The organism is Synechococcus sp. RS9909, assembly GCF_014279595.1.
In the GTDB taxonomy this organism is placed as follows: domain Bacteria; phylum Cyanobacteriota; class Cyanobacteriia; order PCC-6307; family Cyanobiaceae; genus Synechococcus_C.
This window is the reverse complement of record NZ_CP047943.1, coordinates 1,535,272-1,559,876: the sequence shown is the minus strand read 5'-3', so window position 1 is coordinate 1,559,876 and position 24,605 is coordinate 1,535,272. Positions and strand designations below refer to the sequence as shown.

The following is a 24,605-nucleotide window of genomic DNA, read 5'->3' as shown; positions in this document are numbered from 1 at the left end:
ATGGGTTTGCAGCGCTTCTGGGCTGTGTATCTGCTCTGCGGCCTCGTGTTGGTGATACTGCTGGCGCGCAGCCGCTCCCAGTTTCAGCCCCATCGCCCCGGGCAACCCGCCACCAAGCTGCGCCCCTCCAAGGCCAGACCCACCCGCACCAGCCCGCGCAACACGATCCGTCAGATCAAGACCAGCGATCCATGATCTGGCGCACCACCACCAGCTCCATGCCCACCTGAAGCACCACCACCAGCGGGAGGGCCAACAGGACGCCGGGCAAACCCAGCAAGGCCCCCAGGCTGAGCTGGGCCATCAGGGCGACCGTGGGCAGCAGGTTGACCGTGCGGCTGAGCAGCACCGGCGTGAGCACGAAGGCCTCCAGGTTCTGCAGCACCAACCGCAGCACCAGCACTTGCACGGTGAGCGTGGGTGAAATCAGCAGGGCCAGGCCCATGGGCAGCAGCGTCGCCGCCGTCGGACCGATGGTGGGCACAAAGGTGAACAGTCCGCACACCAGCGCACTGAGCAGGGCCAGGGGGGCTTTGAGCAGGGCCAGGCCGAGCCAGGTGAGGAGGAACACAGCCGTTGCCGAGAGGGTCATCCCGGCCAGCCAGCCGCCGAGGGCCGTGCGGCACCGATCCAGCACCCGATTCATCATCGGCCGGGCGGGCCTGGGCGTCACCGCCACCACCATGCGCCGATGGGCTCCGGGGTCCAGGGCCATCAGGATGGCGAGAAGGCTCATCAGCAACAGCTGGATCACGCTGTTGGCGGCGCCCCCCGCCACTCCGAGCAATTGCACCCCCACGGGCTGGATGCGATCCCAGCTGAACTGATCGGGCAAGGACCGCTCCAGCTCACTCAGCTGGGGCTGGCTGGCGACCATCGATTTGAGTTTGTCGAACAGGCTCGGCGCCAGGGAGGTGAGCTGTTGCAGCTGGGTGAGCAGTTCCGGCACCAGCAGCTGGATCACCAGCGCTCCCCCCAGGGTCATCACGGCCAGCACCACGAGCAGGGCCAGGTGGCGCGGCAGCCCCAGATGCATCAGCTTGCCGATCGGCACGTCCAGGGCAACGGCCAACACCACGGCCCCGAACAGCACCAGAAGCACCCAGCGCAGCTCCCACACCAGCAGGGCGAGCACCACGAGGGTGAGGGCGGCGAGCAGGGTCCTGGCGTTCATCGGGCCTGGTGGGGAAGCTGGCGGTTGAGCCGGTGGCGATGGGCCGGTTTCCAGCGGTCGAGCATGTCGTGAATCACCACCTCCCGGATCAGCACCTGCAGCACCACCGCCAAGGGCAGGGCGAGCAGCAGACCGAGGGGGCCGAACAACACCGTGAAGACAAACTGGGCCGTGAGGGTAAGGCCAGGGAGCAATTTCACCTGGTGGTGCATCACCGAAGGGGTGATCACGTAGCTCTCCAGGTGTTGAATCACCACGTAGAGGCCCAGCACCGCCAGGGATTTCCAGGGGGCATCCAGAAGGGCCATCGCCATGGGAAAGATCGTGCTCATCGTGGGCCCCACGTTGGGGATCACATTGAGCAGCCCCGCCAGCAGGGCGTTCGCCATCACCAGGCGCACGCCGAGCAGGGAGAGGCCGATGCCCGCCAGCACGGCCACGCAGAGGGAGCTGATCAGCAGCCCCACCATCCAGCTGCTCAGCGCATCACCACACTGCAGCAGGATCTCCCGGGCCCGGCGCCGATAGAAGGAGGGCACCAGCAGAATCGCCACCTCGCGGTAGGCCTGGGGCTGCACGGCCACCATCAGGCTCACGGCGATCACAAACACGATCTGCACCAGGCCGCTGCCCAGATTGCCGGCGAGCCCGAGCAGTCCCTGAAGGCTCCCCCCCAGTCCGGAGGCGAGGGCGGAACCGTCGGGCCAGTTGTTCACGCCATCGGGGAAGAGGCGCTCACTCCAGCTGGCCGCCGTTCCCGAGCCATACACCATGCCGGAAATGCCGTTGATGCTCTGGATCGCGAGCGATTTCAACTCGCGGGCAGCGGCGGGCAGCTGCAGGAGCAACTGATGAAACTGGGTGGTGAAGGGCGGCACGACGATCGCGGCGCCGATGCCGATCACCAGAGCCAGACCCACCAGGCAGACCAGCAGGGCCAGGGGTCTGGGCATGGGCAGGCGTTGGCGCAGCCGACCCACCAGGGTGCAGAGCGCCATCGCCAACACGATGGCGGCAAAGCAATGGATCAGGACGTCTTTCAGCGTCCAGAGCAGGACGACCGCGGCCACGAGGGCCGCCAGTCCAAGCCATTGGGGCAGCTTCACCCGTTCCCGTCAGCGTCCTCGGCATTGTTGCCGGAATTCTGCGAATAGCCCAGGTCATGGGCATCGGCGTAGCGCTGGGCGAAGCGCATGAATCGCTCAAAGTCCACTTCGCTCTTCCAGGTGTAGGTGGCCTCGATCGCGCTCGGTTTGCCGTTCACAAAGCGGGCCTTCACCTCCCGGGTCACCAGGGTGCCTTCCTCATCCACCAGGAACATGCCGGTGATGTCACCCATGCTCTCCGGTGCCAGGGCATCCGGTTCCTCGAACACGAACATCGCCTGGCCGGTGCGTCCATCACGGCTGCGGGTGAGGCGGATGTCGGGTACCACCGGCTCATTCACACCCCGGAAAAACTGGATGGCCGCCGCCGCCTGCCCGGCGCTGTTCGCTGCCCCAGCGTTTGTGTCTTCTGCCATTGCGGTCCCCCAGCAGGCCAAACGCCAACACTAAACCGACCAATCCAGCAAGCCCTGCTCCAGCAGCACCTGGGTGGACTGCTCCAGATTCAGCCCCTGCAGATCAACCTCCCGGCGCTTCACAGCCCGGGCGAGCTCATGGTCGTAGCAGCGGTCGTAGTAATCGAGCATCGCCCGGCAGGCCGTCGCCCAGTCAGCGTCTTGAATCGCGTCAAGCGCTTGCTTGGTGCGCTGGGGGCCGAGACGACGGCTGATCCGTTCCGTCGCTGCCTGCAGGGGGGCGGCTCCCAGGGGGGCGTAGACCTTGACCAGTTGGGCGATGCGTTCCTCCAGGCTGCGTTGGATTTCCAGCACGGGCGCCTCCCGCATCTGCTGAAACAGGGCCTGGGGGATACGGCACCGTCCCACCTGGGCGCTCTCCGCTTCCAGCCAGATCTGCGCCGCTCCGTGCGCACGATGGTGCTCCAGCTGCTCCGCCAGCAGATTTTCGTAGTGCTCCGTGCTCGGTTGTTCCGGCTGGCCCAGACCGCCGAAGCTGCTGCCGCGGTGATGGGCGAGTCCTTCGAGATCCACCACGGCCACACCATGCCGCTGCAGGCTCAGCAACAGGTCGGTTTTGCCGGTTCCTGTGCGTCCTCCCAGCAGATGCAGACGCCATGGGCGTGTGAACTGCTGCAGTACCCAGCGGCGATAGGTCTTGTAGCCCCCCGCCAGCAGCACGGGGGACAGGCCGATCAGCTGGGCCAGCCAGGCCACGCTGCCGGAACGCATGCCGCCGCGCCAGCAATAGATGCGCACGGCTGCGCCAGAAGCGGAGTCTTGCGTTGGAGCCGCAACCTTCCGCAGCTGTGTGGCCAGGCTGGCCAGCCGCGGGCCCACCGCCTCCAGGCCCAGCTGGATCGCCTCCTCCCGGCCAACGGTTTTGTAGGTGAGACCCACCTCGGCCCGTTGGGCATCGCTGAACAACGGCAGATTGATCGCGCCGGGCCAGTGGCCCTGCCGGAATTCCGATGGGCTGCGCACGTCCACCAGAGCACCTGCCGTGCAACGGAAGGTCTCCAGCTCGAGTGAAGTCGATGGGCCCATGCCTGACATAGTGGGCCAACGCCGAGCCCGTCAGCGCCGGCCCTGACCCATGCTTTCCGGTTCCTCCCCCAGCACCAGCCTCAGCGCTGAAGAACTGTTGGAACGCTTCAGCAGCGGCTCCACCCGGCAGCGTCGCTCCCTGATCCCCACGCTGGAATCCAGGGCTAGCGAGATCGCGGCGCTCGGTTCTGCTGCTCTTGCGGCTTTTGATCCGGCCGGCGACGCCTGGGAAGCCGGCTGGTTGCTGCAGGTGTTGCAACGCCATCAGCCCCAGGTGTTGCCCGCCCTGCTCGGCACTTGCGATGGCTGGTTCCAGGCCCCCTCGTCGGTCGGCATCGATTACGGCCCGTTGCAGCGGGATCTGTTGGCCGAGCGGTTCGAGGATGCCGACCGCAGCACCAGCGCCATTCTCCGCCGCCTGGCCGGTGCGGAGGCGGAGCGCCGCGGTTACGTGTACTTCAGCGAAGTTCCTGCCATGCCGGGGCAGGATCTGGTCACGCTCGATCGTCTCTGGTTGGCTTACTCCCAGGGGCGCTTCGGTTTCAGTGTGCAGGCCCGTCTCCTGGAGGGCCTCAATGGCCGCTACGACCGCCTTTGGCCGCGGATCGGCTGGAAGCTCGACGGGGTCTGGACCCGGTATCCCGGTGCGTTCGACTGGTCGATCACGGCGCCGGAAGGCCACATGCCCCTGATCAACCAGCTCCGAGGCGTGCGCCTGATGGATGCCATCCTCAATCACCCCTCTCTGCTGGCCCGTCGATCCAGCTCCAGGCGGTAGTGGCAGCCGGTCCGCATCCCGGTATGGTCGAAACAGGATGCAGGATCTGCGATGTCGTCCGGGCAACGGAGCGTCAGCGTTGACCCACTGCAGAGTCTGCTGCAGTCCTTTGGCGTGGCGCCCATGTTCCGCTGGGCGGATTTCATCCTGCCGTCCACGCTGCAGCTCAGTCCACTGCTGGAGCTGCTTCTCGAGCCCGTGCGCTGCCGCGACACCTGTTGTCGCCTCGAGCTCGGCCTGCAGGAGGCTCTGGTGAATGCGGTGCGCCATGGCAATGCCGGCGATCCCCGCAAATGCCTGCGGGTGCGACGCATCCTCACCCCCAACTGGTTGGTCTGGCAGATCCAGGATGAGGGTGCGGGCTTGCCGGCCCATGCCCGCCGCGGCGATCTCCCCAGCCGCCTGGATATCGACCATGGCCGCGGCCTGTTTCTGATCCACCAGTGCTTCGACGATGTGCGCTGGAGTCAGCGCGGCAATCGTCTTCAGGTGGCCTGTCGCCGGCCTGATGCCGTCTCGGTCCGCCCTGCCGTCAGCGGTGCGGGCAGCCTGGATCCTTCAGTTCCCGTCTGAGCCAACGCAGTCCCTGGCACAGGAGCGCGTCCACGTCCTCGCGCTGTCCACCCTGAAGCAACTGGGCCAGGGCGCCGGCGAGGAGTTCAGCGGCGCGGCGATCCGGATCGGTTTTCAGCTGATGCCAGTTGCGATCGTTCAGGCTCAGCTGCGCATGCAGGGTCCGGGCCAGGTCCGGTGCGGTGTCGGGCCAGGAGGCGGTGGAGGGAGCCATGGCAGCAAAGAGGCGGATTCCTATCCTGGAGGCTGTGGCGTCGGAATGGAGCCATGCCTTCAGGGCGACGGCAACCGATGGCGCGGCAAAGGCTGTTGAAACAACAAAGGCTGTTGACACACCAAGGGCTGTTGCATCGCCTGGGGGCCTGGTTGCGGGTTGAGCAGCAACTCTCCGCTCCCGTCAGGACTAGGGGCCATGGCCGGCAGCAGCGCGTGCGTTTGCGGCAACGCCAGGCCCTGCTGCGTCAGCTGCTTGAAGCACTGCCGGAGCGGCAGAGACTGAACCTGAGGCCCTCCGGTTGGTGGTTCTGGCGCGCTTTGCGCTGGGGTGGACCGGGCCTGCTCCTGGGCTGGATCCTGGCGCAACGCTGAGGCGGGCGAGTCAGCGGTTGGTGGCGAAGTGCTCAGGCCGCCAGGGGTTCGGGGTGGACCACCACCAGCGATTCCGGTGCCTCGGGGCGGGGTGCGTCAAGGTTGGGCACCACCTGGGGGCTGGCCTGGGGCAGATCCTGTCCGCGAATCCAGGCCTGATGGAGGGCGCGGCGACGGCGATCTTCTGCCAGCACGAGGCGATCAGCGGCAGCGTGGGGGCTTTCACCTGGGAAGAGGGCTGTGCGCAGACAGATGCCGAAGCCATGGGCTTCAACCTGAACCTTTCCCTCCATCAGCACCAGCTGGAAGGTCCAGCCCTGAAGCCAGCGCAAACGAAAGGGGTTGGTCATGGACTCCCGCAACAGGGATAGGAGCACCTTATGGTCGAGAGCTCCCGGCGCAAGAGCCCGTGTCAGGAAAACCTTATGGGGTTTTCTGGGCGGCCCAGACCCGCGTCATGAAGTGGGACTCGGCCGTGATCCCCTGGAAGCCGGCTGCGCTGAGCCTGGCGTCGATGTCATCGCGGATGTAATCCGGGTAGTAAGGCTCGTGGAAGGCGCGGCGGAAATTCTCCATCGCCACGCTGAACTGGGGGGAATCAGCCAGCTGAATCGAATCGGCCAGCACCAGAACGCCGCCGGGTTCGAGCACGCGATAGCACTCTGCAAGCACGGCCTGACGCGCGTCGCCGGGCAACTCATGCAGCAGGAACACGCAGGTCACCGCCTGCATGCTGCCGTCGGCGAAGGGGAGGGCTTCGCCATTGCCCTGCAACAGTTGCACCAGACCCTGCCGGCCCTGGTTCAGCCAACGATTCGCCTGACGCAGATAGGCCTCGGACAGATCCAGGCCGATCAGGGTGGCGTCGGGGAGCGCAGCCCGGATCTGATGCAGGGTTCGCCCCGTTCCCGTGGCCACATCGAGCACCTTCAGGGCGGCGGCCGGGCGGTTGTTAAATCGGCGGACACCGCGCAGCAGGGGGGCGATCACGCGCCTGCGCATGGCATCAGCAGAGCCGTTGAAGAGGATCTCGACCTGGAGGTCGTAGAGCTCCGCGGAGTGGTCGCTCAGGTAGCCATCGGTTTGATGGTGAAAGTTCTGTAGGTAATAGGAGGGGTAGAGCGCATCCTGCGCCTCATCGGGCAGGTCGCGCACATTCCGATCTTTGCGCCGCATCCAGGTGGAGGGCAGATCGAGCCAGAGCCGGGGATAGCGGGTGGCCCAGTCGACCCAGGGGAGATCGAAAAGCTGACGGGTGGGGTAGAGCCCCGCTTCGGCGTCTTGCCAGTCTTGATCCTCAAGGGCGGCGAGGGAACGGCGCAGCTCCAGAAACATCTCCTGGGGCACCGCTTCGGTTTGGGGGGTGGCCTCCGGAGCGACCCACTCCATGAGCTTGGTGCTCAATTCCTTGTGCGCGAGGCCCGCCAGGCTGCGGCTCTGCTGCAGGGTGCGGTAGGCGATTTCAGTGAGAGTGGGCGTCGCCATCGCGGCAGTCGGGCATCCAGATGCTGCCCATTCCAGCTCACCGGAGCCTGCCGGCGTGACCATGGCACGTTTCATGTCGCAGCCCGGAAAAACGGTAGTGGTTGCTACAGACTGATGGCAGGAATCGGAGGCTTCAGCCATGACCGATCGTGATCGCCGCAACCTGTTGGAGCGTCGCCAGCGGGCAGCCGCTGAATTCGTCGCCTGGTCTGATCACCATGCTCAGGACCAGCGCCACCACGAGGCGCTTTTAGCGCAAATGGAAACCCATCCCGACCGATTGGATGGCCGCAATGCCATGGCCCAGCAACGGGCCTGGGCCCAGCGGGACCAGCACCGCCGCCACTTGCATGACAGCGCCCTGGCCCAGCTGAGGCACGCCTTTCGCTGATCGAATCAGGCGTCGTAATACATCACGAATTCGTGGGGGTGGGGCCGCTGTCGCAGCTGCTGCACCTCCTCGTATTTGATGTCGATCCAGTTGTTGATGAAGTCTTCGCTGAAGACACCCCCTTCCATCAGATAGTGCTTGTCGGCGTTGAGGGCCTCCAGAGCCCCGTTCAGGGATGCGGGCACGGTGGCGATTTGCGCCAACTCGTCGGCGGGCAGCTCGAACAGATCCACATCAGTGCCGTCGCCGGGATCGATCTGGTTCTTGATCCCGTCGATACCGGCCATCATCATCGCCGTGAAGGCCAGGTAGGGGTTGGCCAGAGCATCGCCAGAACGGAACTCGAGACGCTTCGCTTTCGGGTTCGGGCCGGTGAGCGGAATCCGCACGGCGGCGGAGCGGTTCCCCTCGGAATACACCAGGTTCACGGGTGCTTCAAAGCCGGGCACCAGGCGCTTGTAGCTGTTGGTGGTGGGGTTGGTGAAGGCGAGGAAGGAGGGGGCGTGCCTGAGAATGCCGCCGATGTACCAACGGGCGGTCTGGGAGAGGTTGGCGTAGGTGCCTTCGCCGAAAAAGAGGGGTTGGCCGCCTTTCCAGAGGCTCTGGTGCACGTGCATGCCACTGCCGTTGTCGTTGAACACCGGCTTCGGCATGAAGGTGGCGGTTTTGCCATATTTCTTGGCAACGTTCCGCACCACGTATTTGTACGTCATCACGTTGTCGGCGGCCTGGATCAGCTCGGCGAACTTCATGCCCAGTTCGTGCTGGCCGGCGCCGGCCACCTCATGGTGGTGCTTTTCGATGGGAATCCCCAGTTGTCCCATCATCAGGAGCATCTCGGAGCGGATGTCCTGGGCGGTGTCGTTGGGGGCGACAGGGAAATAACCCTCCTTCAACTGAATCTTGTAGGCCAGATTGCCGCCTTCTTCCAGTCGGCCGGAATTCCAGGGGGCTTCAATCGTGTCAACGCTGTAGAAACATCCTCCTTCACTGGAGCTGTAGCGGACGTCGTCGAACAGGAAGAATTCCGGCTCCGGACCGAAGAATGCAGTGTCGGCCAGCCCTGTGCCGGCGAGGTAGGCCAGCGCTTTCTGCGCCAGGGCCCGGGGGCAGCGGTCGTAGGGCTCGCCGGTGCGCGGATCCTGAATCGAACAGATCAGGCTCAGGGTCTTGTGCCGATAAAAAGGATCGATCCAGGCGGTGTTGGGATCGGGAACCATCGCCATGTCGGAGGCGTTGATCGCTTTCCAGCCCCGGATCGATGACCCGTCGAACGCCAGTCCTTCACTGAACGCCTGGTCATCCACCATGTCGGCGCAGACCGTCAGGTGCTGCCACTTGCCATGCAGATCGGTGAACTTCAGGTCGATCAGCTCAATGCCGTCGTCCTTGATCTGCCGGAGAACGTCCTGTGCGGTCTTGGCCATGAATGATGTGGGTGGCACGAAGCCTCAGTCGTGGCGGACCGTAGGGAGGGATCGACCCTCTTTTTGTATCAATGCGTACATTTTTGGGGTCCTCGGTCCTGACCCGCGCTCGTCAGCCGCAGTCGACACCTGCAGCGTGGCGGCTGCGCCGATTTTCTGCTTGGTAACCGTTTCTGTCAATTGGGCCATATCGCAGCCACCCAAAGCGTTCTCCACGGTTCGCTGGTGTTACTTTCCAGCTTGTCATCGTCTAAGCCTGCGCCATGCGTGATGCCATCACCGGGTTGATCGGCCGCTACGACCAGCTCGGTCGTTATCTCGATCGCTCCGCCATGGACAGGATTGATGACTATCTCTCGGAAGCTTCCATTCGGCTCAAGGCCGTGGAACTGATCAACCGCGAAGCCGCGGAGGTGGTGCGCGAAGCGAGCCAGCGGCTGTTTGCCGGCGACCCGGAACTGCTGCTTCCCGGCGGTAATGCCTACACCACCCGACGCCTGGCCGCCTGTCTGCGCGATATGGATTACTTCCTTCGCTATGCCAGCTACGCCCTGGTGGCCGGTGACAGCACCATCCTCAACGAACGGGTGTTGAACGGACTCGATGACACTTACAAGAGCCTGGGAGTGCCGACGGGTCCGACCGTGCGCAGCATCACCCTGCTGGCTGAGGTGCTCTGTGAACGGCTGGTGGCGGAGGGTCTGGAGATCGATCGTTGTGCCGTGATTCGTCAGCCCTTTGATCACATGGCCTCCGGCCTGGCGGCCACCGACGTGCGGCAGCGCTGACGGTTTGCTGTTTTCACCGTTGCAAACGCACATCTCTCCCCGTCTTGGCGGAGCGACTGCGTAGGCTTCACGCCATTAATTTCTTGTGCAGGCCTTGGCGACATCGCTCTCTCAGCGTCCGGTTGATTCGAGCCACCGCCAGGCTCTTGCCCCGATCGCCACACCGGATCGGCTTCTGTTGGGTCCTGGCCCTTCCAATGCCCATCCGACGGTGCTCCAGGCCCTGTCGCGCACCCCGATCGGTCACCTCGATCCTCTCTATGTGGAGTTGATGAGCGAGGTGCAGGAGCTGCTCCGTTACGCCTGGCAAACCGACAATCGCCTCACCCTTCCCATGAGCGGCACCGGCAGTGCTGCCATGGAAGCCACCCTGGCCAACACGGTCGAGCCCGGTGACACCGTGCTTGTGGCTGTGAAGGGCTATTTCGGTCATCGCCTCGCTGACATGGCCGGTCGTTACCGCGCCGATGTGCGGGTGATCGAGCGTCCCTGGGGAGAGGCCTTCAGCCTGGAGGAGCTCGAGGCAGCCCTGATCGAGCATCGGCCCGCGATTCTGGCGATGGTGCATGCCGAAACCTCCACGGGCATCTGCCAGCCGATGGAGGGTGTGGGCGATCTTTGCCGCAAGCATGATTGCCTGCTGCTGCTCGACACCGTCACGTCCCTTGGTGGCGTTCCCCTTTTCCTCGATGCCTGGAAAGTCGACCTTGCCTACAGCTGCAGTCAGAAAGGGCTGAGCTGCCCTCCAGGCCTCGGACCCTTCACGATGGGCCCCCGCGCTGAAGCGAAACTCGCTTCCCGCTCCAGCAAAGTGCCCAACTGGTATCTCGATGTCTCCCTGTTGAATCAATACTGGGGGAGTGATCGGGTGTACCACCACACGGCACCGGTGAACATGAACTTCGGCATGCGGGAAGCCCTGCGTCTGCTGGCGGAAGAGGGGCTGGAGCAGGCCTGGGCCCGTCATCGTCGCAATGCCGAAGCGCTTTGGGCTGGCCTCGAGCGACTCGGCCTGGTGCTCCATGCCCCCGAGGCCTTGCGTCTCCCCACCCTCACCACCGTGCGCATCCCGGAAGGGGTGGATGGCAAGGCCTTCAGCCAGCACCTGCTCAACACCCACGGCATCGAAGTGGGTGGTGGGCTCGGCACCCTGGCCGGCAAGATCTGGCGGATCGGCCTGATGGGTTACAACTCCAATCCTGAGAACGTGGATCGACTGCTCAACCTGTTTGAGACCGAACTGCCCCGGTTCAAGTCGGTCGCTGCCGCCGTTGTCTGAACCAGGCTTCCAGCCTGGTTCTCGCCTCCGGCTCCATCACCCCACCCACCACGCGCATGTGGTGGTGGGCACTGCGGTGTTGGCTCAGATCGATCGTGCTTCCAAGCGCCCCACGCTTGCTGTCCCAGGCGGCGAAGATCACCTGGCCCATCCGGGCCTGTACCAGGGCGCCGGCGCACATCGGGCAGGGTTCCAGGGTCACCAGCAGGGTGCAGTCGTTGAAACGCCAGTCCTGACGCAGCTGGCTGGCTTGCCCAAGGGCCACAAGTTCGGCATGGCCGAGGGGATCCCGTTGCCGTTCGCGTCGGTTGCCGCCGTAACCGATGCAGCGCCCCAGTCCATCCAGGATCACGGCGCACACCGGCACTTCGCCCTCGCGGCCGAGCTGGTCGGCGCGCCGCAGCAGCCGCCCCATCCAGAGGCGCTGTTCCGCATCGCCCAGAACATGGTGGGTAGCCACGGCGCTCGAAACGGAGACCTGCCGTTGGCACTGTGCCACCGCAGGGGAGAATGGCGTTTGTTCTGGCGATGGTCTTGGTCGGCAACCCCGCGCGCGAACCGATGCTGACCCTGCCTTTCTTTGCTGCGCCGGAGGGGCTTGATCCGGCGCTGCAGGAGTTTCTCGATCAGGCGAGCCAAAGGCTCTGTCGCTGGCTCGCCGATGCCGAGGGCCGGGGGCCCTTGCCGGCCCTCTCGGTGTTGCCGGCGATCGCTCCGGAGCCGACCCCGCGCTCGGCCACCGCGCTGCTGGAGGACCTGCAACTGGTGATGGATGGGGCCTACCGCCCGTCCCATCCCGGCGCTCTGGCCCATCTGGATCCGCCGCCGTTGACAGCAAGTATCGCCGCCGACCTGATCTGCGCCGGCCTCAACAACAATCTCCTCGCCGAAGAGTTGGCGCCCAGCCTCAGTCATCTGGAGCGACAGCTCTGCCAGTGGCTGGCACAGCGCCTTGGCCTGCCCTCAGGCGCCGGTGGCGTGCCGGCCAGTGGCGGCAGCCTCAGCAATCTGATGGCCCTGGTGGTGGCCCGGCAGCGGGCTGGTCTGGGCGCCGAGCCTGGGGCGGTGGTGCTCGCCAGCGACGAGGCCCACACGTCGCTCGCCAAGGCGGTGCGCGTGATGGGGTTGCAGCCTGATGGCCTGCGTCGCATCGCCGTCGATGCCGACGGCGCCATGCGGCTGGAGGCGCTCGAGACCGCACTGGAGCAGCTTCAGGCGGAAGGACGACCCTGTCTGGCCGTGGTGGCCACCGCCGGCACCACCGTGCGCGGCGCGATCGATCCCCTGCCCCAGCTGGCGGAGCTCTGTCGTCGTCGCGGGATCTGGCTGCATGTGGACGGTGCGATTGGAGCCGTTTATGCGCTCTCCCCCGACACCTCGGCCCCCCTTGAGGGGCTGGGCCTTGCCGATTCGATCACGGTCAATCCCCAGAAATTGCTCGGAATCACCAAAACCTCCTCCCTGCTCCTGGTGGCCGACCGACGCCTGCTGGCGGAGGCCTTTGCCACCGGTCTGCCCTACATGGAGCCGGCCTGGGGCGACGCCCATGGCGGCGAGCAGGGTTTGCAGGGCTCAAGACCTGCGGAGATTCTCAAGCTCTGGCTGGGCCTGCGCCAGTTGGGCGAGACCGGGATCCGATCGCTGCTCCAGGGTGCTTTGCAGCGTCGCCAGCAACTGGAAGCCCTTCTGGATCCGGAGCGGATTCAGGTCAGTTCCGGCCCTTTGCATCTGCTGGTGTGCCGGCCCCGCATCGCTGCGCCCGACCAAGTCGATGCCTGGTCAGAGGCCACACGCGCCAGGCTGCTGGAGCAGGGGTTCATGCTGTCGCGCCCCTTCCATGGCGGTTGCCATCCCTTGAAGGCGGTGCTGGGCAATCCCCACACCCAGAGTCATCACCTCGATCAGCTGGCTGCCATGCTCAATCGTTCGGTTCTGGAGAACGGCTGATGGCTGCACCTGCCTCGCCCCGTGGTCGCTGGGTGGCGATTGTCACCGGCGCCCTGTCGGTGCTGATCGGTGTGGTGTACCTCGCGTTGATCACGGTGCTGGATTCCCGCGGTCCGATGCGTCCGCCGCCGCCCGAGGCCCTGGCTGGGGCGGCAGTCGTTTCGCCTCCCGCCGCTGCAGTGGTTCCACCACCCGACGCAGCGCCGTCTCCAGAAAGCGCCTGAGCGAGGCCTCGCGCCGGCTGAGGTCGTAGTGATGCTGCACCACATCCTGCACGCCGCCATCGCCCCAGTCTTGATCCTGCTGGAAAAAGGTGATGAAACTGGCACCGGCGATGCGGGTGAGCCACGCGGCCGCGACCCCCTGCACCGCTCTGCCGAGTAGCAGGGTGGGCAGGTTGAGGGTGAGGGCTGTGCCGATCAGGGAGACAGCCCCTTTCACCACCCCCAGGCCCGCCAAGGTGCGACCCACCGACATCGCCAGCTCCTGGGCCCGGCTTCGGGTCAGTTGCACCCCATAGACCCCCGCCACCTCGATCACCATCTGGGCATTCACCGCAGCGGTGCCCAGCAGATCAACCCCGGGGAGGGGAGTGGCCGCCACCAGCCCTCCACCGATCCAGCTATAGCGATCGACGATGCGGCCGGCCTCCTGGCGACGTTGACGATCGAGCAAGTCCCGGCCGGCTTCACCCAGATGGCGGCACTGAAGCAGGATGTTGTCGGCCAGGAGTTCCTCGCCATCGGCATGGAGCACGACGGCGAGGCGTCGCAAGACGCGGTCCACTTCGGCCGGCGGTTGCCAGGGGGAGCGTCCAGGTCTCGGCACAGACTGGGGGGCTGCACTCGCGGATACCACGTCGTCTTTGCTGAGGAGATCGCCGCAACGCCGATGCAGCAGGGCGAGCAGGCGCCGTTCCTCCTCCTCTCCCCGCAGGTCGCATTTGTTCAGCACCAGCAGCAGCCGTTTGCCCAGTCCGGCCAGATGGCGGGTCACCTCCAGCTCCGCCGCTCTGAGGTCGCCATCCACCACCACCAGCATCAGATCGGCTCGACTGGCCTCTCGGCGGGCTTCCTGCTCCCGTTCGCGGCCATCGCGACCACTTTCGAGAATGCCGGGGGTGTCGATGAGTTTCAGGCCGCGCTCGAGGCCCTTGAGGCGCAGCCGATAACTGCGGGTTTCGCTGGTGCTGCCCATGGCGGCGCCCACCTCCCCCACCATCTCCTGGAGCAGGGCGCGGATCAGGGAGGTTTTGCCGCTTGATCCGGTGCCGAACACCACCACGGTGAGATCGCCGCGTTTCAGTTCCTGCGCCACCCGCTCACGCTCCTGACGCAGGCCCTCGCGGGCCACCTCATCCTGAAGCTTCTCCAGCAGGCGGTCGATGCTCTCCAGGCTCTGTTCGGCGGCCTGGCGGCGATTGTCCGGCGCTGGCGGCGCTGCTGCGGTGCGACCCCGGCCGGCGCCACCCGCTCGGCCCGCTCCCTGGCGCCAGGCTTGCCACCAGGGCCAACCCAGCTGCCAGGCCAGGGCGGCGATCACACCGAATCCCAGCAGCAGCACCGGACCCACCAGCCAGGGCGGCAGCCAGTAGCTGAGATCCCACAGCAGGTTGCGAATCGCCTGCAGGACCATCCCCAGCACGATCAGGACCACCAGGGCGCCACCCGCCCAGACGATCCATCGCTTCTGCCCTTTCATCGCTGACCAGCGCTGCCCCTGCCGGCGGCGCGCATGATGTCGCCCCAAAGGGAGGCGGCCAGGGCGCTGGAGCTGGCGGTGGGGCTGTTGTCGTCATTGCCGAGCCAGATGCCGAGAACCCAGTGCCGGCTTGGTTCGTAGCCGATGAACAGCAGATCCCGGCCATCGTTGGTGGTGCCGGTCTTGCCCCCCTCCAGGCCCCCCAGGGAGGCGGCGGAGCCGGTGCCACCGCGCACCACAGCCCGCAGCATCGCCTGCATGCGTCGCGCCACGTCTTTGCTGATGGCGCGACGGGCGCTGCTCACCTGCGCCGAGCCATCGCCGGTGAGGCTGCCGCAGCGTTTCAACGTGTCGGCGGAGCAGCTCTCCGCATCCAGCAGCCTGCGAATCGTGGTGGGGGGGTGCCAGAGCCCATCGTTGGCAACGGCGGCATAGGCTCCGGTCAGTTCGATCAGGCGCACCTCGCTCTGGCCGAGCGCCAGCCCGGGTACAGGATCGAGCGGCGTGTTGATCCCCAGGGCCCGAGCCTGGCGAACCACCTGCTCCAGCCCCACCCGCCGCGCCAGGCGCAGCGCCGCCGTGTTGCTGCTGGAGGCAAAGGCACTGGTGAGGCTGAGGCGACCATTGCAGCTGCTTTCAAAGCGTTGGCCGCCCCACTCCAGGGTGCTGCAATCGATGCCGTCGCCTGGCTTGATCCCCCGCTGCAGCGCCGCCAGGTAGGTCAACAGCTTGAAGGTGCTGCCGGGCTGACGCAGCGCCATGGTGGCCCGGTTGAACTGGCTCGAGCGGTAGTCCCTGCCGCCGGCGATGGCGAGCACACCGCCGTTGCGACTGTCGATCACCACCGCGGCGCCCTCGCCCACGCCCAGCCCTTGAGCCTGGTTGAGGAGCTCCTGCAGCTGCCGCTCCACCACCTGCTGAAGCACCGGGTCGAGGTGGGTTTCAATCAGAAAATTGCCTTCGGCGGCCACATCAGGTCCGACCAGGGCGCTGAGATCGCGCCGCACCTGATCGGTGTAGAAGGGAGCGGAGCGGCGCAACGATTCCTTGCTGCAGGCCGCCTTAGCCAGCTGGATCGGTTGGCGTCTTGCCAGACGGGCCTCCTCCAGGGAAAGGCGCCCGGCATCCGCCATCTTGTTGAGCACGCGGTTGCGCGCCTCCAGGGCTCGTTGCGGGTAGCGGCAGGGATCGTGGCCATTGGGCGATGGCAGCAGCCCCACAAGCAGCGCCGCTTCGGGCAGCGACAGCTTGGAGGCGGATTTGTTGAAGTAGACGCGGGAGGCATCCTCGAACCCCCAGCCCACGCCGAGATACACCCGGTTGAGGTAACTGAGCAGCAGCTCTCCCTTGCTGAAACGGCTTTCCAGCTGCAGGGCCACCAGCAGCTCCCGCCATTTCCGGCCCAGGGTGTCGCCCTGCCCGACCTGATCGGGATACAGGCTGCGTGCCAGCTGCTGGGTGAGGCTGCTGCCCCCTTCGATCAGGCGACCGCCGCTCAGATTGGTGGCGAATGCGCGCAGGGTGCCAATGGGATCCACACCCGGATGCCACCAGAAGCGATTGTCTTCTGAGCTCAGCAGGGCATCGACCAGCGCAGGAGAGAACGCTGAAATCGTCTTCAACTCCCGGTGGCGGCTGGAATCCACCGATTCGAGGGGTTTGTTCAGGCGGTCGTAGATGGCGATCGGTCCCTGCACCGTGGCCAGGCGTCCGCGGATCGGCACATCGAGCACGGCGATGAGCATCAGCGCCGCCGTGGCCCCAAGGCCCGTCAACAGCCCGAACCCCAGCAGCCGTTCCAGCCTGCGCCGGCCCTGTTCGGCTGGATTGAGAAAACGCAGGCAGGGGGCTCCCGGTTCACTGGCAGGAGCGAGGCTGATCCGATCGCCATCGCGCAGCTCCAGTTCCTGCACCCGTCGCCCCCGCCACCAGAGCCCGTTGGTGGAGTTGAGATCCTCCAGGACCCAGCGGCGGCCACGTCGACGCAGCAGCGCGTGCTGCCGGCTGACCGCAGGATGGTCGAGGCTCAGTTCCATTCCCTCCTCACGCCCGAGGCGGTAGGCCTCGCCATGGAGGGGGATCGACTGCGAGGGCTGACCGGCCTGATCGATGCAGAGCCGTGCCACCGAGGGGGGGCCTGGCGTAGGCGGCTCAGGTGCCGTTGGGGTCACGGCGTCGGCTGAGGGCGTCGATGGCGAAGCAGGCGACGGCAAGGTTGATGGCGAGATCAGCTCCATTGAAGATGGGAAACGGGATCGGCACCAGTTCCAGAAAATCGGTCACATGGCCGAGCCGCCAGCGATCGATTCCGTTGCCCACCGTTCCGCCCAGCAGAAAGGCGAGGGCCAGCCCTTGCCACAGCCCAAGCCTGGGAGCACGCCACAACCAGACCAACAGGACCAACGCCACCACCAGGCTGAGCAGGGCGAGCAGCCCTGTGGCATCCGTGAAGAGGCTGAAGGCGGCGCCGCTGTTGCGGACCCAGCGCAGCTGCACCAGGCCGGGGATCAGCGGGGCCACGACACCCGGGAGCAGATGGTGCCGCACCCAGGCCTTGCTGCCTTGGTCGAGGAGCACCAGGAGAGTGGCAAGGCCGAGGAGCGCTGTCCTCGAAAGGCCCCGCCTGCTGGAGGGGAGGGTGGGCATCGATGGGGGCCGGCGCTGCGTCATCAATCAATGATCAGCAGGCGCCGGAGCGGCAGGGCCAACACCCCGGCGGCAATGCAGAGAGCGATCTGGGCTGGGAACGGACCGATGCCGTAGCTGAACAGCAATGTGGGCAGTGGTTCGCTCCAGCGTCCGAACAGGCTGCCCAGCAGCAGATTGAGCAGACCGCAGAGTTGAATCGTGAGCAGCCCGGCGATCGCGGCCAGGCTGAGACGCGCCAGATCGTTCATGCCCCGTTGCTGGGCCAGGCGCCCGCAGAGCCAGGCGGCCGGAACAAAGCCGGCCAGATAGCCGAAGCCGGGATTGAGCAGATACCCGAGGCCACCGCCGTCATGGAAGACGGGCAGGTCCACAAGGCCGATGGTGAGATAGGCCATGGCCGCCATCACGCCGGCGCGGGGGCCGCAGACCAGGGCCGTGAGCAACAGGGCCGGCACCTGCCAGGTGCTCGGCAGCGGCAGCACCTGGGGAGGCAGCACGGGAAGCACAACGGCAGCGGGCATGAGGCTGCCCACCAGAATCAGCATCAGGCCGGCGACGGCGCCGCTCCAGGTGGCCAGAGCCCGCACGGGCATCACTCAACTGGCCACCATCCTGCTGTAGGACGCATCCATTGCCCAGGGATCATGAACCCAGTCATCGGCGATCGCGTCCAGCTCCGACGCCCTTTGCCCTATTTGAAAACCGCTGATCCGATGCCCATGCTCAGGCCGGCTGATCTTGTGACCACCGAGGAACCGGGAGAACTGGTCGGTCTGCGGCCGCTGAACACCGCCGTGGTGCGCTTTCGTCGCGGCACGTTTCTGATTCCCCTCGACCAGTTGCAGCGGATCTCCGAGGCCGGTGCATCCGCTGGCCCTGCCTCTTAACGGCTGCGCTGAGTCCTTTGGCTCCACTCTGATGCCAGAGAGTCGATCACGGCGCCGCGTCCACAGAGGCTGAGCAGGGGGCGATCAAGGTGACGTTCGGCGGCCCTGCGCAGCTGCTCGGGTTCGAGTGTGGCCAGGCGCTCCAGGCTGGTGTGGTCGTAATCATCGGCCAGTCCGAGGGCCCTGAGCTGGGCGCGACGCTCGGCCCGTTGGCCTGAGGTCTGGGTGGCATGGGCGATCTGACCGCGGATCTTGGCTGCGGCCAGCGTCATGTCCTGGGTCGTGAGCGGCCGCTGGGCCAGCTCATCCCATGCCTCCTGCAGCAAGCGCAGACTCAGCGCCGCCCGCTCCGCACTGCTGCTGGCATGCAGCACAAAGGGAGCGGCACCGGCGCGGGCTGGATGGTGAATGCCCACGTCGTAAGCGACGCCATGCTCCTCCCGCAGTCGACGGAACAACACGCTGGTCATGCCGACCCCGAGGTGCGCCTGCAGCATGCGCAGGGCCAGGTCATCGGCATGGCCATGGGGCAGGGTCGGCTGGCCGAGCATGATCACCACCTGTTCGGTGTCGAGCGGTTGGAGGCCAACCCGTGCCGATCGGTCGGTCTTTGCCATGGGTGGCAAGCCGGTTGCGCCTGAGCAGTCGCGGTCGGTGGCCGGTTCGCTGAACCCCTGGAAGGCCTGCATCTCCGTGAGCAGACCGTCAGGAATCGTGCCGGAGAGGGCGAGGATGCCCTGGCGGCGGGCCAACTGCCCGGCCAGGGGACGCAGGATCTCCGCATTCAGCGTCTCCAGTTCGGCGGCGATTCCCAGCGGGTCGTGCCCATAGGGACCGTCTCCATAGGCCAGTTGTCTCCAGCCGTCATGGGCCCGGTGGAAGGGATCCTCCTGTTGGCGCTGGAGGGCCTGCAGGCTGAGATCCCGTTCCAGCTCCACCTGCTCCTCGGCCAGATGGGGATCGGCGAGCATCCACCCCAGCAGGGGCAGCAGCCGCCTGGCATCACGGTCCTGGCATTTGAGGCTGATCAGGATGCCGTCTTCATGGGTGTCGCACCGCAGGCCAGCGCCGCAGCCCTCCACCAGGTCGGCGACCTGGAGATGGTCGTAGGGGCCGCAGCCTCGGGTGAGGCTGGATCCCAGCAGTTGATGGGCGCCACGCTGTCCGAGCGGATCACTGCCGCTTCCCCTCCGCAGCCAGAGCTTGGCGGCGATCACACCGGGTGTGCTGATCGCATCCACAATCCATTCCGGTGTCGCCATCACGCGGGATCCGCAGGGAGGGCGATCAAGGTGCTGGCCAGTTCCGGTTGCAGCGCCGGAACAATCCGCTCCCGCAGGCTGGGGCCGTCCCAGGCCTCCATCTGCAGCAGGGGATCCAGGAGGGCCTGGGGACCTCGCCAGAGGGTCTGGGCGCCGGCGATGGCCGCCACCGACCCCGGAGCTTCGAGGCTGAAGCGCAGTCCGTTGCCCACCAGGTGTCGGGCCCGATCGAGCTCCTGGCGTTCGATCGGTGCGTCGACCATCGCTTTCAGCACGGCGCACACCTCCGCTTCCACCCGCGTCACCAGATCCGCAGGGCAGCAGGCTTCCAGCATCACCAGGCTTCCCTGCTCGAGGCTGGTCAGGTCCATGTCGATCGATTCCACGATCTGCAGCTCTTCCCTCAGGCGCTGCACCAGGCGACTGCGGCGTCCTTCCGCCAGCACCGTGGTGGCCAGATCGAAGCCCATGAGGGTGGTCTGCTCCCGGGCGGGCGGTGCCGGCCAGGCCATCAGCAGCCGCGCTGCTTCCAGTCGGGGCACCCGTTGTTCCTGCCGACCGGGGCGGAAGTGGAGCATGGGTTCGCTGGGGCCAGGGGTGCCGTCGCCCTTGCTGTCGAGCCCGGCCAGCGCACTCGATTGCAGCCAGTGCTCCCAGCCGGCTGGGATCGCTCCGGCCATGGCCAGGCAGCACTGGGGACCCTGGTAGCGACGGCGGTGGAACTGCCGCATCGCCTCGGGATCACTGGCCTGCAGGCTGCTCTCCCAGCCGAGGATCGGTCGTCCATAGGCCTGGTCGGGGCAGCAGGCTGAGAGGAGTTGCTGGATCACCTGTTCATCCGGTTGATCGCGGTACTGGGCGATCTCCTCGAGCACCACATCCCGCTCCATGGCGAAGGCCTCCGCCTGCAGGGCCGGTTGCAGCACCAGATCGAGCAGCAGCTCCAGTCCCTCCGCCGCTGCATCGGGCGGCACCAGGGCATGAAAGTGCACGTCATCAAAACCGGTGGCGGCATTGCTGCTGCCGCCGAGGGCTTCAATCCGCAGGTCGAACTCCCCGGCGCCGAGCCGGTCGCTGCCTTTGAACACCATGTGCTCGAGGAAGTGGGCCAGCCCTTCCTCTCCGTTCCCTTCGCTGGCGCTACCGGCCCGGCACCAGAAATCCAGACAGGTGAGCGGGCTCTCCGGCATGGGGGCGAGCACACAGCGACTGCCGTTGGCCAGGGTCTGATGCAACAGCTCAGGGCCGGGGGTGGGGTGGCTCAGGATCCCGTGGCAAAGTCCCATTCTGTGCTCTTTCGCACCTGTGTCGACGACCGTCACCGCTCCCGACCGGCCCATGCATCCCTTGATGGATGCCCTGGCGGATCGGATCCGGGAGTGCCGCTCCCAGCTGCCGGCGCTGGACGATCTGGCGGTGGATCCCTCCCTGGAGGAGATCAGCGCGAGCCTCGATGGCGAAGCGCTGTTCATTCGCAACGAGCTGCATCGCTGCAGGGGCCTGCGCAAGCTCCATCTGGAAACGGCCCGACTGGGGCTTGGCCTGCAGATCCTTCATTGCGTGTTTTTTCCGGATCCGCGTTTTGATCTGCCTGTTTTCGGCGCTGATCTGGTCGCCAGTCCGGCCGGCATCTCCGCCGCGATCGTCGATCTCTCCCCGGTGACAGACCGCTTGCCCGATGCGGTGCGGAGTCCGCTGGAGGATCTGGTGTTGCCGCCGTTCCAGCAGGTGCGCGAGTTGCCGCCCTGGGGCACGATCTTCTCCCCGTACGTGCGCTTCATCCGCCCGGTTGATCGGGAGGAGGAGGGGTGGTTTGTGGATCTGGTGGGGTCCTACCTGGCGATTCTTGCGGCCGCCATCGACCAGGCCGAGCCCGATCCGCCTCAGGCAGTTCCTACCATCGCCCGATATCAGGGTCAGCTCTCCTATTGCCTCCAACAGAAACGCAACGACAAGACGCGACGGGTTCTGGAAAAGGCGTTCAGTCCGGAGTGGGCGGACCGCTACATCGAGGACCTGCTCTTCGACAATCCGCCGCAGCCTTGAACACCCGTTCTCGCCTCGCCTGGCTCGTGGGGGGGCTGGGTCTGCTGGTGGTGATCCTGTTGGTGGCGATCCTGCGTCGCCCTTCCGCCCCCACCAGGCCGGTGGCTCCCTCAGCTGAAGCGGTCCGCCCACCGGAAGCCGTTGCGGCCCTTGGTCAGCTGGAGCCCGCTGGTGATGTGCGGCGCCTGGCCGCTCCGGTGAGTGGCTTCGGCGGCACGCCTCGGGTGGCCGAACTGTTGGTGCAGGAGGGCGATCCTGTGGCTCAAGGCGATGTGCTCGCCCGCTTCGACAGCCGCCCCCAGATCCTGGCGGACCTTGCGGCGGTGAGGGAGAAGCTGCGCACCCTCGACATTCAAATCCGTATGGGCAAGCGGGAAGTGTCCCGTTACGCCGCTGCTGCCCGGGAAGGAGCCGCCGCGCTTGTGCTGCTGGAAGACAAGCAGGATGAGCTGGTGCGCCTCGAGGGTGAGCGGCGTGAAGCTCTTGCTCGGGAGCGCAAGTTGAAGGCCGATCTGGCCGACTCCGAGCTGCGCTCACCGATCGATGGTGTGGTGCTGAAGCTGCACACCCGCGTTGGTGAACGGTCCAGTGCCGATGGTGTGCTCGAGGTGGGTGCCAGCCAGCAGATGGAGGCCCTGATCGAGGTGTACGAATCGGATGTCAATCGCATCCGCCTCGGTCAGCCCGTTGCCCTGGTGAGCGAGAACGGTGGCTTCAGCGGTCGCCTCAGTGGTGAAGTGGTGCGGATCAGCCCCCAGGTGCGCCAACGGCGGGTTCTCTCCACCGATCCCACCGGGGATGCCGATGCGCGCATCGTGGAAGTGCGCGTGCGGCTTTCGCCTGAATCAGCGGCCAAGGTGAGCCGGTTGGCTGGGATGAAGGTGATCGCCCGCTTCCAGAATCCGTGACGAGGGGGCGTTGATGGGCCGGTTCTGGTGGTGGCGTCGGATTCCCCTGGCGTCGCTGATGTTGGTGCGCCAACCGGTGAGGCTTCTGGTGGCCCTGGCGGGCATCAGCTTCGCCGGCATTCTGATGTTCATGCAGCTCGGCTTTCGGGATGGGTTGTTTGATGCCAGCGTCACCGTGCATCGTCGCTTTGACGCTGACCTGGTGTTGATCAGTCCCCGCTCCACCAGCTCGGTGCGAATGGCGGGGTTTCCGCGGCGGCGGCTGATCCAGGTGATGGCTGATCCGGCCGTGGAAGGCATCACCCCGGTGCACTGGAGTCTGATGTTGTGGCGTAATCCGGAAACGCTTCAGACCCGCTCCATCCTGGCGCTGGGGTTTGATCCGGGCGATCCTTTCTTCACCGATCAGGACCTGCCCGCCAAGGCTCGTCTTCTCTCGCAGAAGGGTCGGGTGCTCTTTGACGAACGCTCCCGGCCTGAATTCGGCCCCGTCGCCGAATGGTTCCGCGACGGGCGAACCGTGGAGAGCGAGATCAGTGGCAACCGGGTGCGGGTGGCCGGTCTGGTGGCGCTCGGCACCAGCTTCGGGGCCGACGGCAACCTGCTCACCAGCTCCGAGACCTTCCTCGATCTCATGCCCAACACTCCGCCGGGGAGCATCGAGCTCGGCCTGATCCGGTTGAAGCCCGGCGCGGATCCGGCCCTGGTGCAGCAGCGACTTCAGGCCCTCTTGCCTCAGGACGTGCGCGTGCTCACAAAGCAGGGATTCATCGATTTCGAGCAGAACTACTGGCGCAGCAGCACCTCGATCGGATTCATCTTCACCCTCGGCGCTGCCATGGGCTTCGTGGTGGGCTGCGTGATTGTGTATCAGGTGCTCTACACCGATGTGAGCGACCATCTGCCCGAGTACGCCACCCTGATGGCGATGGGGTATCGCCTCTCCTCATTGCTGGGTGTGGTGGTGCGGGAGGGGCTGCTGCTGGCGATGTTCGGTTATGTGCCGGCTTACCTCGCCGGTCAGGGCCTGTATTGGTTCGTGCGCCAGGCCACCCGGCTGCCCGTGGGGATGGACTTCTCCCGTGCCATCACCGTGTTCAGCATGATTCTGGTGATGTGCATGGTGTCCGCCTGTCTCGCCATGCGTCGCCTGATCGATGCCGATCCCGCCGAGATCTTCTGACGCGATGACCAGGCCCCTGTCTCCCTTGGCGTTCAGCCCATCGGCTGGTTCCCCCACGGTCGACATCGAGGGCCTGAGCCACTGGTATGGCCGTCGCGACATGCGCCGTCAGGTGCTCCAGCAGGTGTTCTTGCGCATCGAGCCCGGCGAGGTGGTGCTGCTCACCGGACCATCCGGATGCGGCAAAACCACCCTGCTCACCCTCATCGGGGCGCTGCGTCAGGTGCAGGAGGGCGATCTGCGCGTGTTCGGCGAGCAACTGCGCGGCGCAGGTCGGGGCGCCAGGCAGCGCCTGCGACGCCGGATCGGCATGATCTTTCAGGGTCACAACCTGCTGCGTTGCCTTTCGGCGGAACAGAACGTGCAGATGGGCGCCGACCTTCTGCCCAACCTCTCCTATGCCGCCCGCCGCGGTCAGGCGCGGGAATGGTTGCGGGCGGTGGGCCTGGAGGATCACATGAACAAGCGCCCCCACGATCTCTCCGGTGGTCAGAAGCAGCGCGTCGCCATTGCCCGGGCGCTGGCGGCCCAGCCCCAGTTGCTTCTGGCTGATGAGCCCACGGCGGCGCTCGACAGCACCACCGGCCGCGAAGTGGTGGAGCTCTTGCGTCGGCTTGCCCGGGAACAGGCCTGTTCGGTGCTCATGGTCACCCATGACCCCCGCATCCTTGATTTGGCCGATCGGCTGGTGCGCATGGAAGACGGCCGCCTCTATGCGGCGGAAGGGTAGGTTGGTGGCAGTTCTCGACGATCCATTCTTCGAACCGCATGGCCAAGCGCAGAAATCTCAAGAAGGAAAAGCAGGAGCGCAATCGCGCCTACGCCCGCAAGTTCAAGAAGCGCAAGCTCCGTAACGACGGCCGCGGTGAAGGTGCTGGCAATGGGGTGACCGGGACGGCTAACAATGGTGGCGCCGCCGATTGATCCGCGG

29 protein-coding genes are annotated in these 24,605 nt (G+C 66.0%); 14 read left to right on the top strand and 15 right to left on the bottom strand.

Annotated features, from left to right (window positions below):
- Entirely contained in the window at positions 1-195 is a 195-nt protein-coding gene (locus SynRS9909_RS07940) for a hypothetical protein (RefSeq protein ID WP_007102295.1), read from the top strand.
- Here the strand turns inward: SynRS9909_RS07940 and SynRS9909_RS07935 are convergent.
- Genes SynRS9909_RS07935 through mnmH form a run of 4 tightly spaced genes read right to left on the bottom strand, consistent with a single transcriptional unit; the run spans position 176 to position 3,791 of the window.
- Entirely contained in the window at positions 176-1,174 is a 999-nt protein-coding gene (locus tag SynRS9909_RS07935; RefSeq protein WP_007102296.1) for an AI-2E family transporter, read from the bottom strand. The two genes, SynRS9909_RS07940 and SynRS9909_RS07935, sit on opposite strands and share 20 nt — an antisense overlap.
- On the bottom strand, positions 1,171-2,280 hold the full coding sequence (locus SynRS9909_RS07930; protein ID WP_007102297.1) for an AI-2E family transporter: 1,110 nt from the start codon (positions 2,278-2,280) through the stop codon (positions 1,171-1,173). The genes SynRS9909_RS07935 and SynRS9909_RS07930 overlap by 4 nt, the downstream gene beginning before the upstream one ends.
- Entirely contained in the window at positions 2,277-2,696 is a 420-nt protein-coding gene (gene psb28, locus SynRS9909_RS07925) for a photosystem II reaction center protein Psb28 (RefSeq protein ID WP_007102298.1), read from the bottom strand. Before psb28 ends, SynRS9909_RS07930 begins: the two co-directional genes overlap by 4 nt.
- 30 nt (positions 2,697-2,726) lie before the next feature.
- A complete protein-coding gene (gene mnmH, locus SynRS9909_RS07920) occupies positions 2,727-3,791 on the bottom strand; it encodes a tRNA 2-selenouridine(34) synthase MnmH (protein WP_007102299.1) in 1,065 nt (354 codons plus the stop codon).
- 40 nt (positions 3,792-3,831) lie between these two features.
- On the opposite strand from mnmH, the gene SynRS9909_RS07915 reads away from it, so the two are divergent.
- Together SynRS9909_RS07915 and SynRS9909_RS07910 are read left to right on the top strand one after the other, a co-directional pair.
- On the top strand, positions 3,832-4,560 hold the full coding sequence (locus SynRS9909_RS07915; RefSeq protein ID WP_007102300.1) for a GUN4 domain-containing protein: 729 nt from the start codon (positions 3,832-3,834) through the stop codon (positions 4,558-4,560).
- A gap of 51 nt (positions 4,561-4,611) precedes the next feature.
- The gene (locus SynRS9909_RS07910; RefSeq protein WP_007102301.1) at positions 4,612-5,133 is read left to right on the top strand and encodes an ATP-binding protein; all 522 of its coding nucleotides are present in this window, start codon (positions 4,612-4,614) and stop codon (positions 5,131-5,133) included.
- Here the strand turns inward: SynRS9909_RS07910 and SynRS9909_RS07905 are convergent.
- Positions 5,093-5,347: a DUF6439 family protein gene (locus tag SynRS9909_RS07905; RefSeq protein ID WP_007102302.1), complete on the bottom strand. Its 255-nt coding sequence runs from the start codon at positions 5,345-5,347 to the stop codon at positions 5,093-5,095. The two genes, SynRS9909_RS07910 and SynRS9909_RS07905, sit on opposite strands and share 41 nt — an antisense overlap.
- A gap of 113 nt (positions 5,348-5,460) precedes the next feature.
- On the opposite strand from SynRS9909_RS07905, the gene SynRS9909_RS07900 reads away from it, so the two are divergent.
- Complete coding sequence (locus tag SynRS9909_RS07900) at positions 5,461-5,721, top strand: hypothetical protein (RefSeq protein WP_186593707.1); 261 nt, start codon at positions 5,461-5,463, stop codon at positions 5,719-5,721.
- A 32-nt stretch (positions 5,722-5,753) separates the two neighbouring features.
- On the opposite strand, the gene SynRS9909_RS07895 is transcribed toward SynRS9909_RS07900, so the two are convergent.
- Both SynRS9909_RS07895 and SynRS9909_RS07890 read right to left on the bottom strand, forming a co-directional pair.
- Positions 5,754-6,071, bottom strand: coding sequence for a hypothetical protein (locus SynRS9909_RS07895; protein WP_007102304.1), 318 nt, complete (start codon positions 6,069-6,071; stop codon positions 5,754-5,756).
- A gap of 73 nt (positions 6,072-6,144) precedes the next feature.
- A complete protein-coding gene (locus SynRS9909_RS07890) occupies positions 6,145-7,206 on the bottom strand; it encodes a class I SAM-dependent methyltransferase (protein WP_007102305.1) in 1,062 nt (353 codons plus the stop codon).
- A gap of 139 nt (positions 7,207-7,345) precedes the next feature.
- Here SynRS9909_RS07890 and SynRS9909_RS07885 point away from each other — a divergent pair, with 139 nt between their 5' ends.
- Positions 7,346-7,597 (top strand): hypothetical protein, encoded by a 252-nt coding sequence (locus SynRS9909_RS07885; protein WP_007102306.1) that lies wholly within the window; start codon positions 7,346-7,348, stop codon positions 7,595-7,597.
- 5 nt (positions 7,598-7,602) lie between these two features.
- Here SynRS9909_RS07885 and glnA read toward each other — a convergent pair whose 3' ends face one another.
- Positions 7,603-9,024 carry a type I glutamate--ammonia ligase gene (gene glnA, locus SynRS9909_RS07880; protein ID WP_007102307.1) on the bottom strand — a complete coding sequence of 474 codons (1,422 nt, stop codon included), beginning with the start codon at positions 9,022-9,024 and terminating at the stop codon, positions 7,603-7,605.
- Between the two features lie 263 nt (positions 9,025-9,287).
- On the opposite strand from glnA, the gene SynRS9909_RS07875 reads away from it, so the two are divergent.
- Both SynRS9909_RS07875 and SynRS9909_RS07870 read left to right on the top strand, forming a co-directional pair.
- Positions 9,288-9,812, top strand: a complete 525-nt coding sequence (locus SynRS9909_RS07875; protein ID WP_007102308.1) for an allophycocyanin subunit beta-18 — start codon at positions 9,288-9,290, stop codon at positions 9,810-9,812.
- A gap of 94 nt (positions 9,813-9,906) precedes the next feature.
- Positions 9,907-11,091 (top strand): alanine--glyoxylate aminotransferase family protein, encoded by a 1,185-nt coding sequence (locus SynRS9909_RS07870; protein ID WP_038001965.1) that lies wholly within the window; start codon positions 9,907-9,909, stop codon positions 11,089-11,091.
- Here the strand turns inward: SynRS9909_RS07870 and SynRS9909_RS07865 are convergent.
- Positions 11,063-11,506, bottom strand: coding sequence for a nucleoside deaminase (locus SynRS9909_RS07865; protein ID WP_007102310.1), 444 nt, complete (start codon positions 11,504-11,506; stop codon positions 11,063-11,065). The two genes, SynRS9909_RS07870 and SynRS9909_RS07865, sit on opposite strands and share 29 nt — an antisense overlap.
- 113 nt (positions 11,507-11,619) lie before the next feature.
- Between SynRS9909_RS07865 and SynRS9909_RS07860 the strand changes: the two genes are divergently transcribed.
- Positions 11,620-13,038, top strand: coding sequence for an aminotransferase class V-fold PLP-dependent enzyme (locus SynRS9909_RS07860; RefSeq protein WP_240307832.1), 1,419 nt, complete (start codon positions 11,620-11,622; stop codon positions 13,036-13,038).
- A gap of 90 nt (positions 13,039-13,128) precedes the next feature.
- Here the strand turns inward: SynRS9909_RS07860 and SynRS9909_RS07855 are convergent, their stop codons facing one another.
- Genes SynRS9909_RS07855 through SynRS9909_RS07840 form a run of 4 tightly spaced genes read right to left on the bottom strand, consistent with a single transcriptional unit; the run spans position 13,129 to position 17,975 of the window.
- A complete protein-coding gene (locus SynRS9909_RS07855; protein WP_007102313.1) occupies positions 13,129-14,739 on the bottom strand; it encodes a YcjF family protein in 1,611 nt (536 codons plus the stop codon).
- Positions 14,736-16,865 (bottom strand): transglycosylase domain-containing protein, encoded by a 2,130-nt coding sequence (locus SynRS9909_RS07850; RefSeq protein WP_007102314.1) that lies wholly within the window; start codon positions 16,863-16,865, stop codon positions 14,736-14,738. The genes SynRS9909_RS07855 and SynRS9909_RS07850 overlap by 4 nt, the downstream gene beginning before the upstream one ends.
- 25 nt (positions 16,866-16,890) lie before the next feature.
- A complete protein-coding gene (gene lspA / locus SynRS9909_RS07845; protein WP_240307779.1) occupies positions 16,891-17,409 on the bottom strand; it encodes a signal peptidase II in 519 nt (172 codons plus the stop codon).
- Positions 17,409-17,975 (bottom strand): biotin transporter BioY, encoded by a 567-nt coding sequence (locus SynRS9909_RS07840; RefSeq protein ID WP_038001968.1) that lies wholly within the window; start codon positions 17,973-17,975, stop codon positions 17,409-17,411. Before SynRS9909_RS07840 ends, lspA begins: the two co-directional genes overlap by 1 nt.
- A 57-nt stretch (positions 17,976-18,032) precedes the next feature.
- Between SynRS9909_RS07840 and SynRS9909_RS07835 the strand changes: the two genes are divergently transcribed.
- A complete protein-coding gene (locus tag SynRS9909_RS07835) occupies positions 18,033-18,275 on the top strand; it encodes an NAD(P)H dehydrogenase assembly family protein (RefSeq protein ID WP_038001304.1) in 243 nt (80 codons plus the stop codon).
- Here SynRS9909_RS07835 and SynRS9909_RS07830 read toward each other — a convergent pair.
- Both SynRS9909_RS07830 and SynRS9909_RS07825 read right to left on the bottom strand, forming a co-directional pair.
- The gene (locus tag SynRS9909_RS07830) at positions 18,272-19,537 is read right to left on the bottom strand and encodes a pitrilysin family protein (RefSeq protein WP_007102318.1); all 1,266 of its coding nucleotides are present in this window, start codon (positions 19,535-19,537) and stop codon (positions 18,272-18,274) included. The genes SynRS9909_RS07835 and SynRS9909_RS07830 overlap by 4 nt on opposite strands.
- Positions 19,537-20,823, bottom strand: coding sequence for a pitrilysin family protein (locus SynRS9909_RS07825; protein ID WP_007102319.1), 1,287 nt, complete (start codon positions 20,821-20,823; stop codon positions 19,537-19,539). The genes SynRS9909_RS07830 and SynRS9909_RS07825 overlap by 1 nt, the downstream gene beginning before the upstream one ends.
- Positions 20,824-20,875: 52 nt before the next feature.
- Between SynRS9909_RS07825 and SynRS9909_RS07820 the strand changes: the two genes are divergently transcribed.
- Genes SynRS9909_RS07820 through SynRS9909_RS07800 form a run of 5 tightly spaced genes read left to right on the top strand, consistent with a single transcriptional unit; the run spans position 20,876 to position 24,598 of the window.
- Positions 20,876-21,583 carry a phycocyanobilin:ferredoxin oxidoreductase gene (locus tag SynRS9909_RS07820; protein ID WP_007102320.1) on the top strand — a complete coding sequence of 236 codons (708 nt, stop codon included), beginning with the start codon at positions 20,876-20,878 and terminating at the stop codon, positions 21,581-21,583.
- Positions 21,580-22,491, top strand: a complete 912-nt coding sequence (locus SynRS9909_RS07815; protein ID WP_007102321.1) for an HlyD family efflux transporter periplasmic adaptor subunit — start codon at positions 21,580-21,582, stop codon at positions 22,489-22,491. Before SynRS9909_RS07820 ends, SynRS9909_RS07815 begins: the two co-directional genes overlap by 4 nt.
- A gap of 13 nt (positions 22,492-22,504) precedes the next feature.
- Complete coding sequence (gene devC / locus SynRS9909_RS07810) at positions 22,505-23,674, top strand: ABC transporter permease DevC (RefSeq protein ID WP_007102322.1); 1,170 nt, start codon at positions 22,505-22,507, stop codon at positions 23,672-23,674.
- Positions 23,675-23,678: 4 nt separating this feature from the next.
- Positions 23,679-24,404, top strand: coding sequence for a DevA family ABC transporter ATP-binding protein (locus tag SynRS9909_RS07805; protein ID WP_007102323.1), 726 nt, complete (start codon positions 23,679-23,681; stop codon positions 24,402-24,404).
- Between the two features lie 38 nt (positions 24,405-24,442).
- On the top strand, positions 24,443-24,598 hold the full coding sequence (locus SynRS9909_RS07800) for a hypothetical protein (RefSeq protein WP_006171625.1): 156 nt from the start codon (positions 24,443-24,445) through the stop codon (positions 24,596-24,598).
- Positions 24,599-24,605 lie beyond the last annotated feature (7 nt).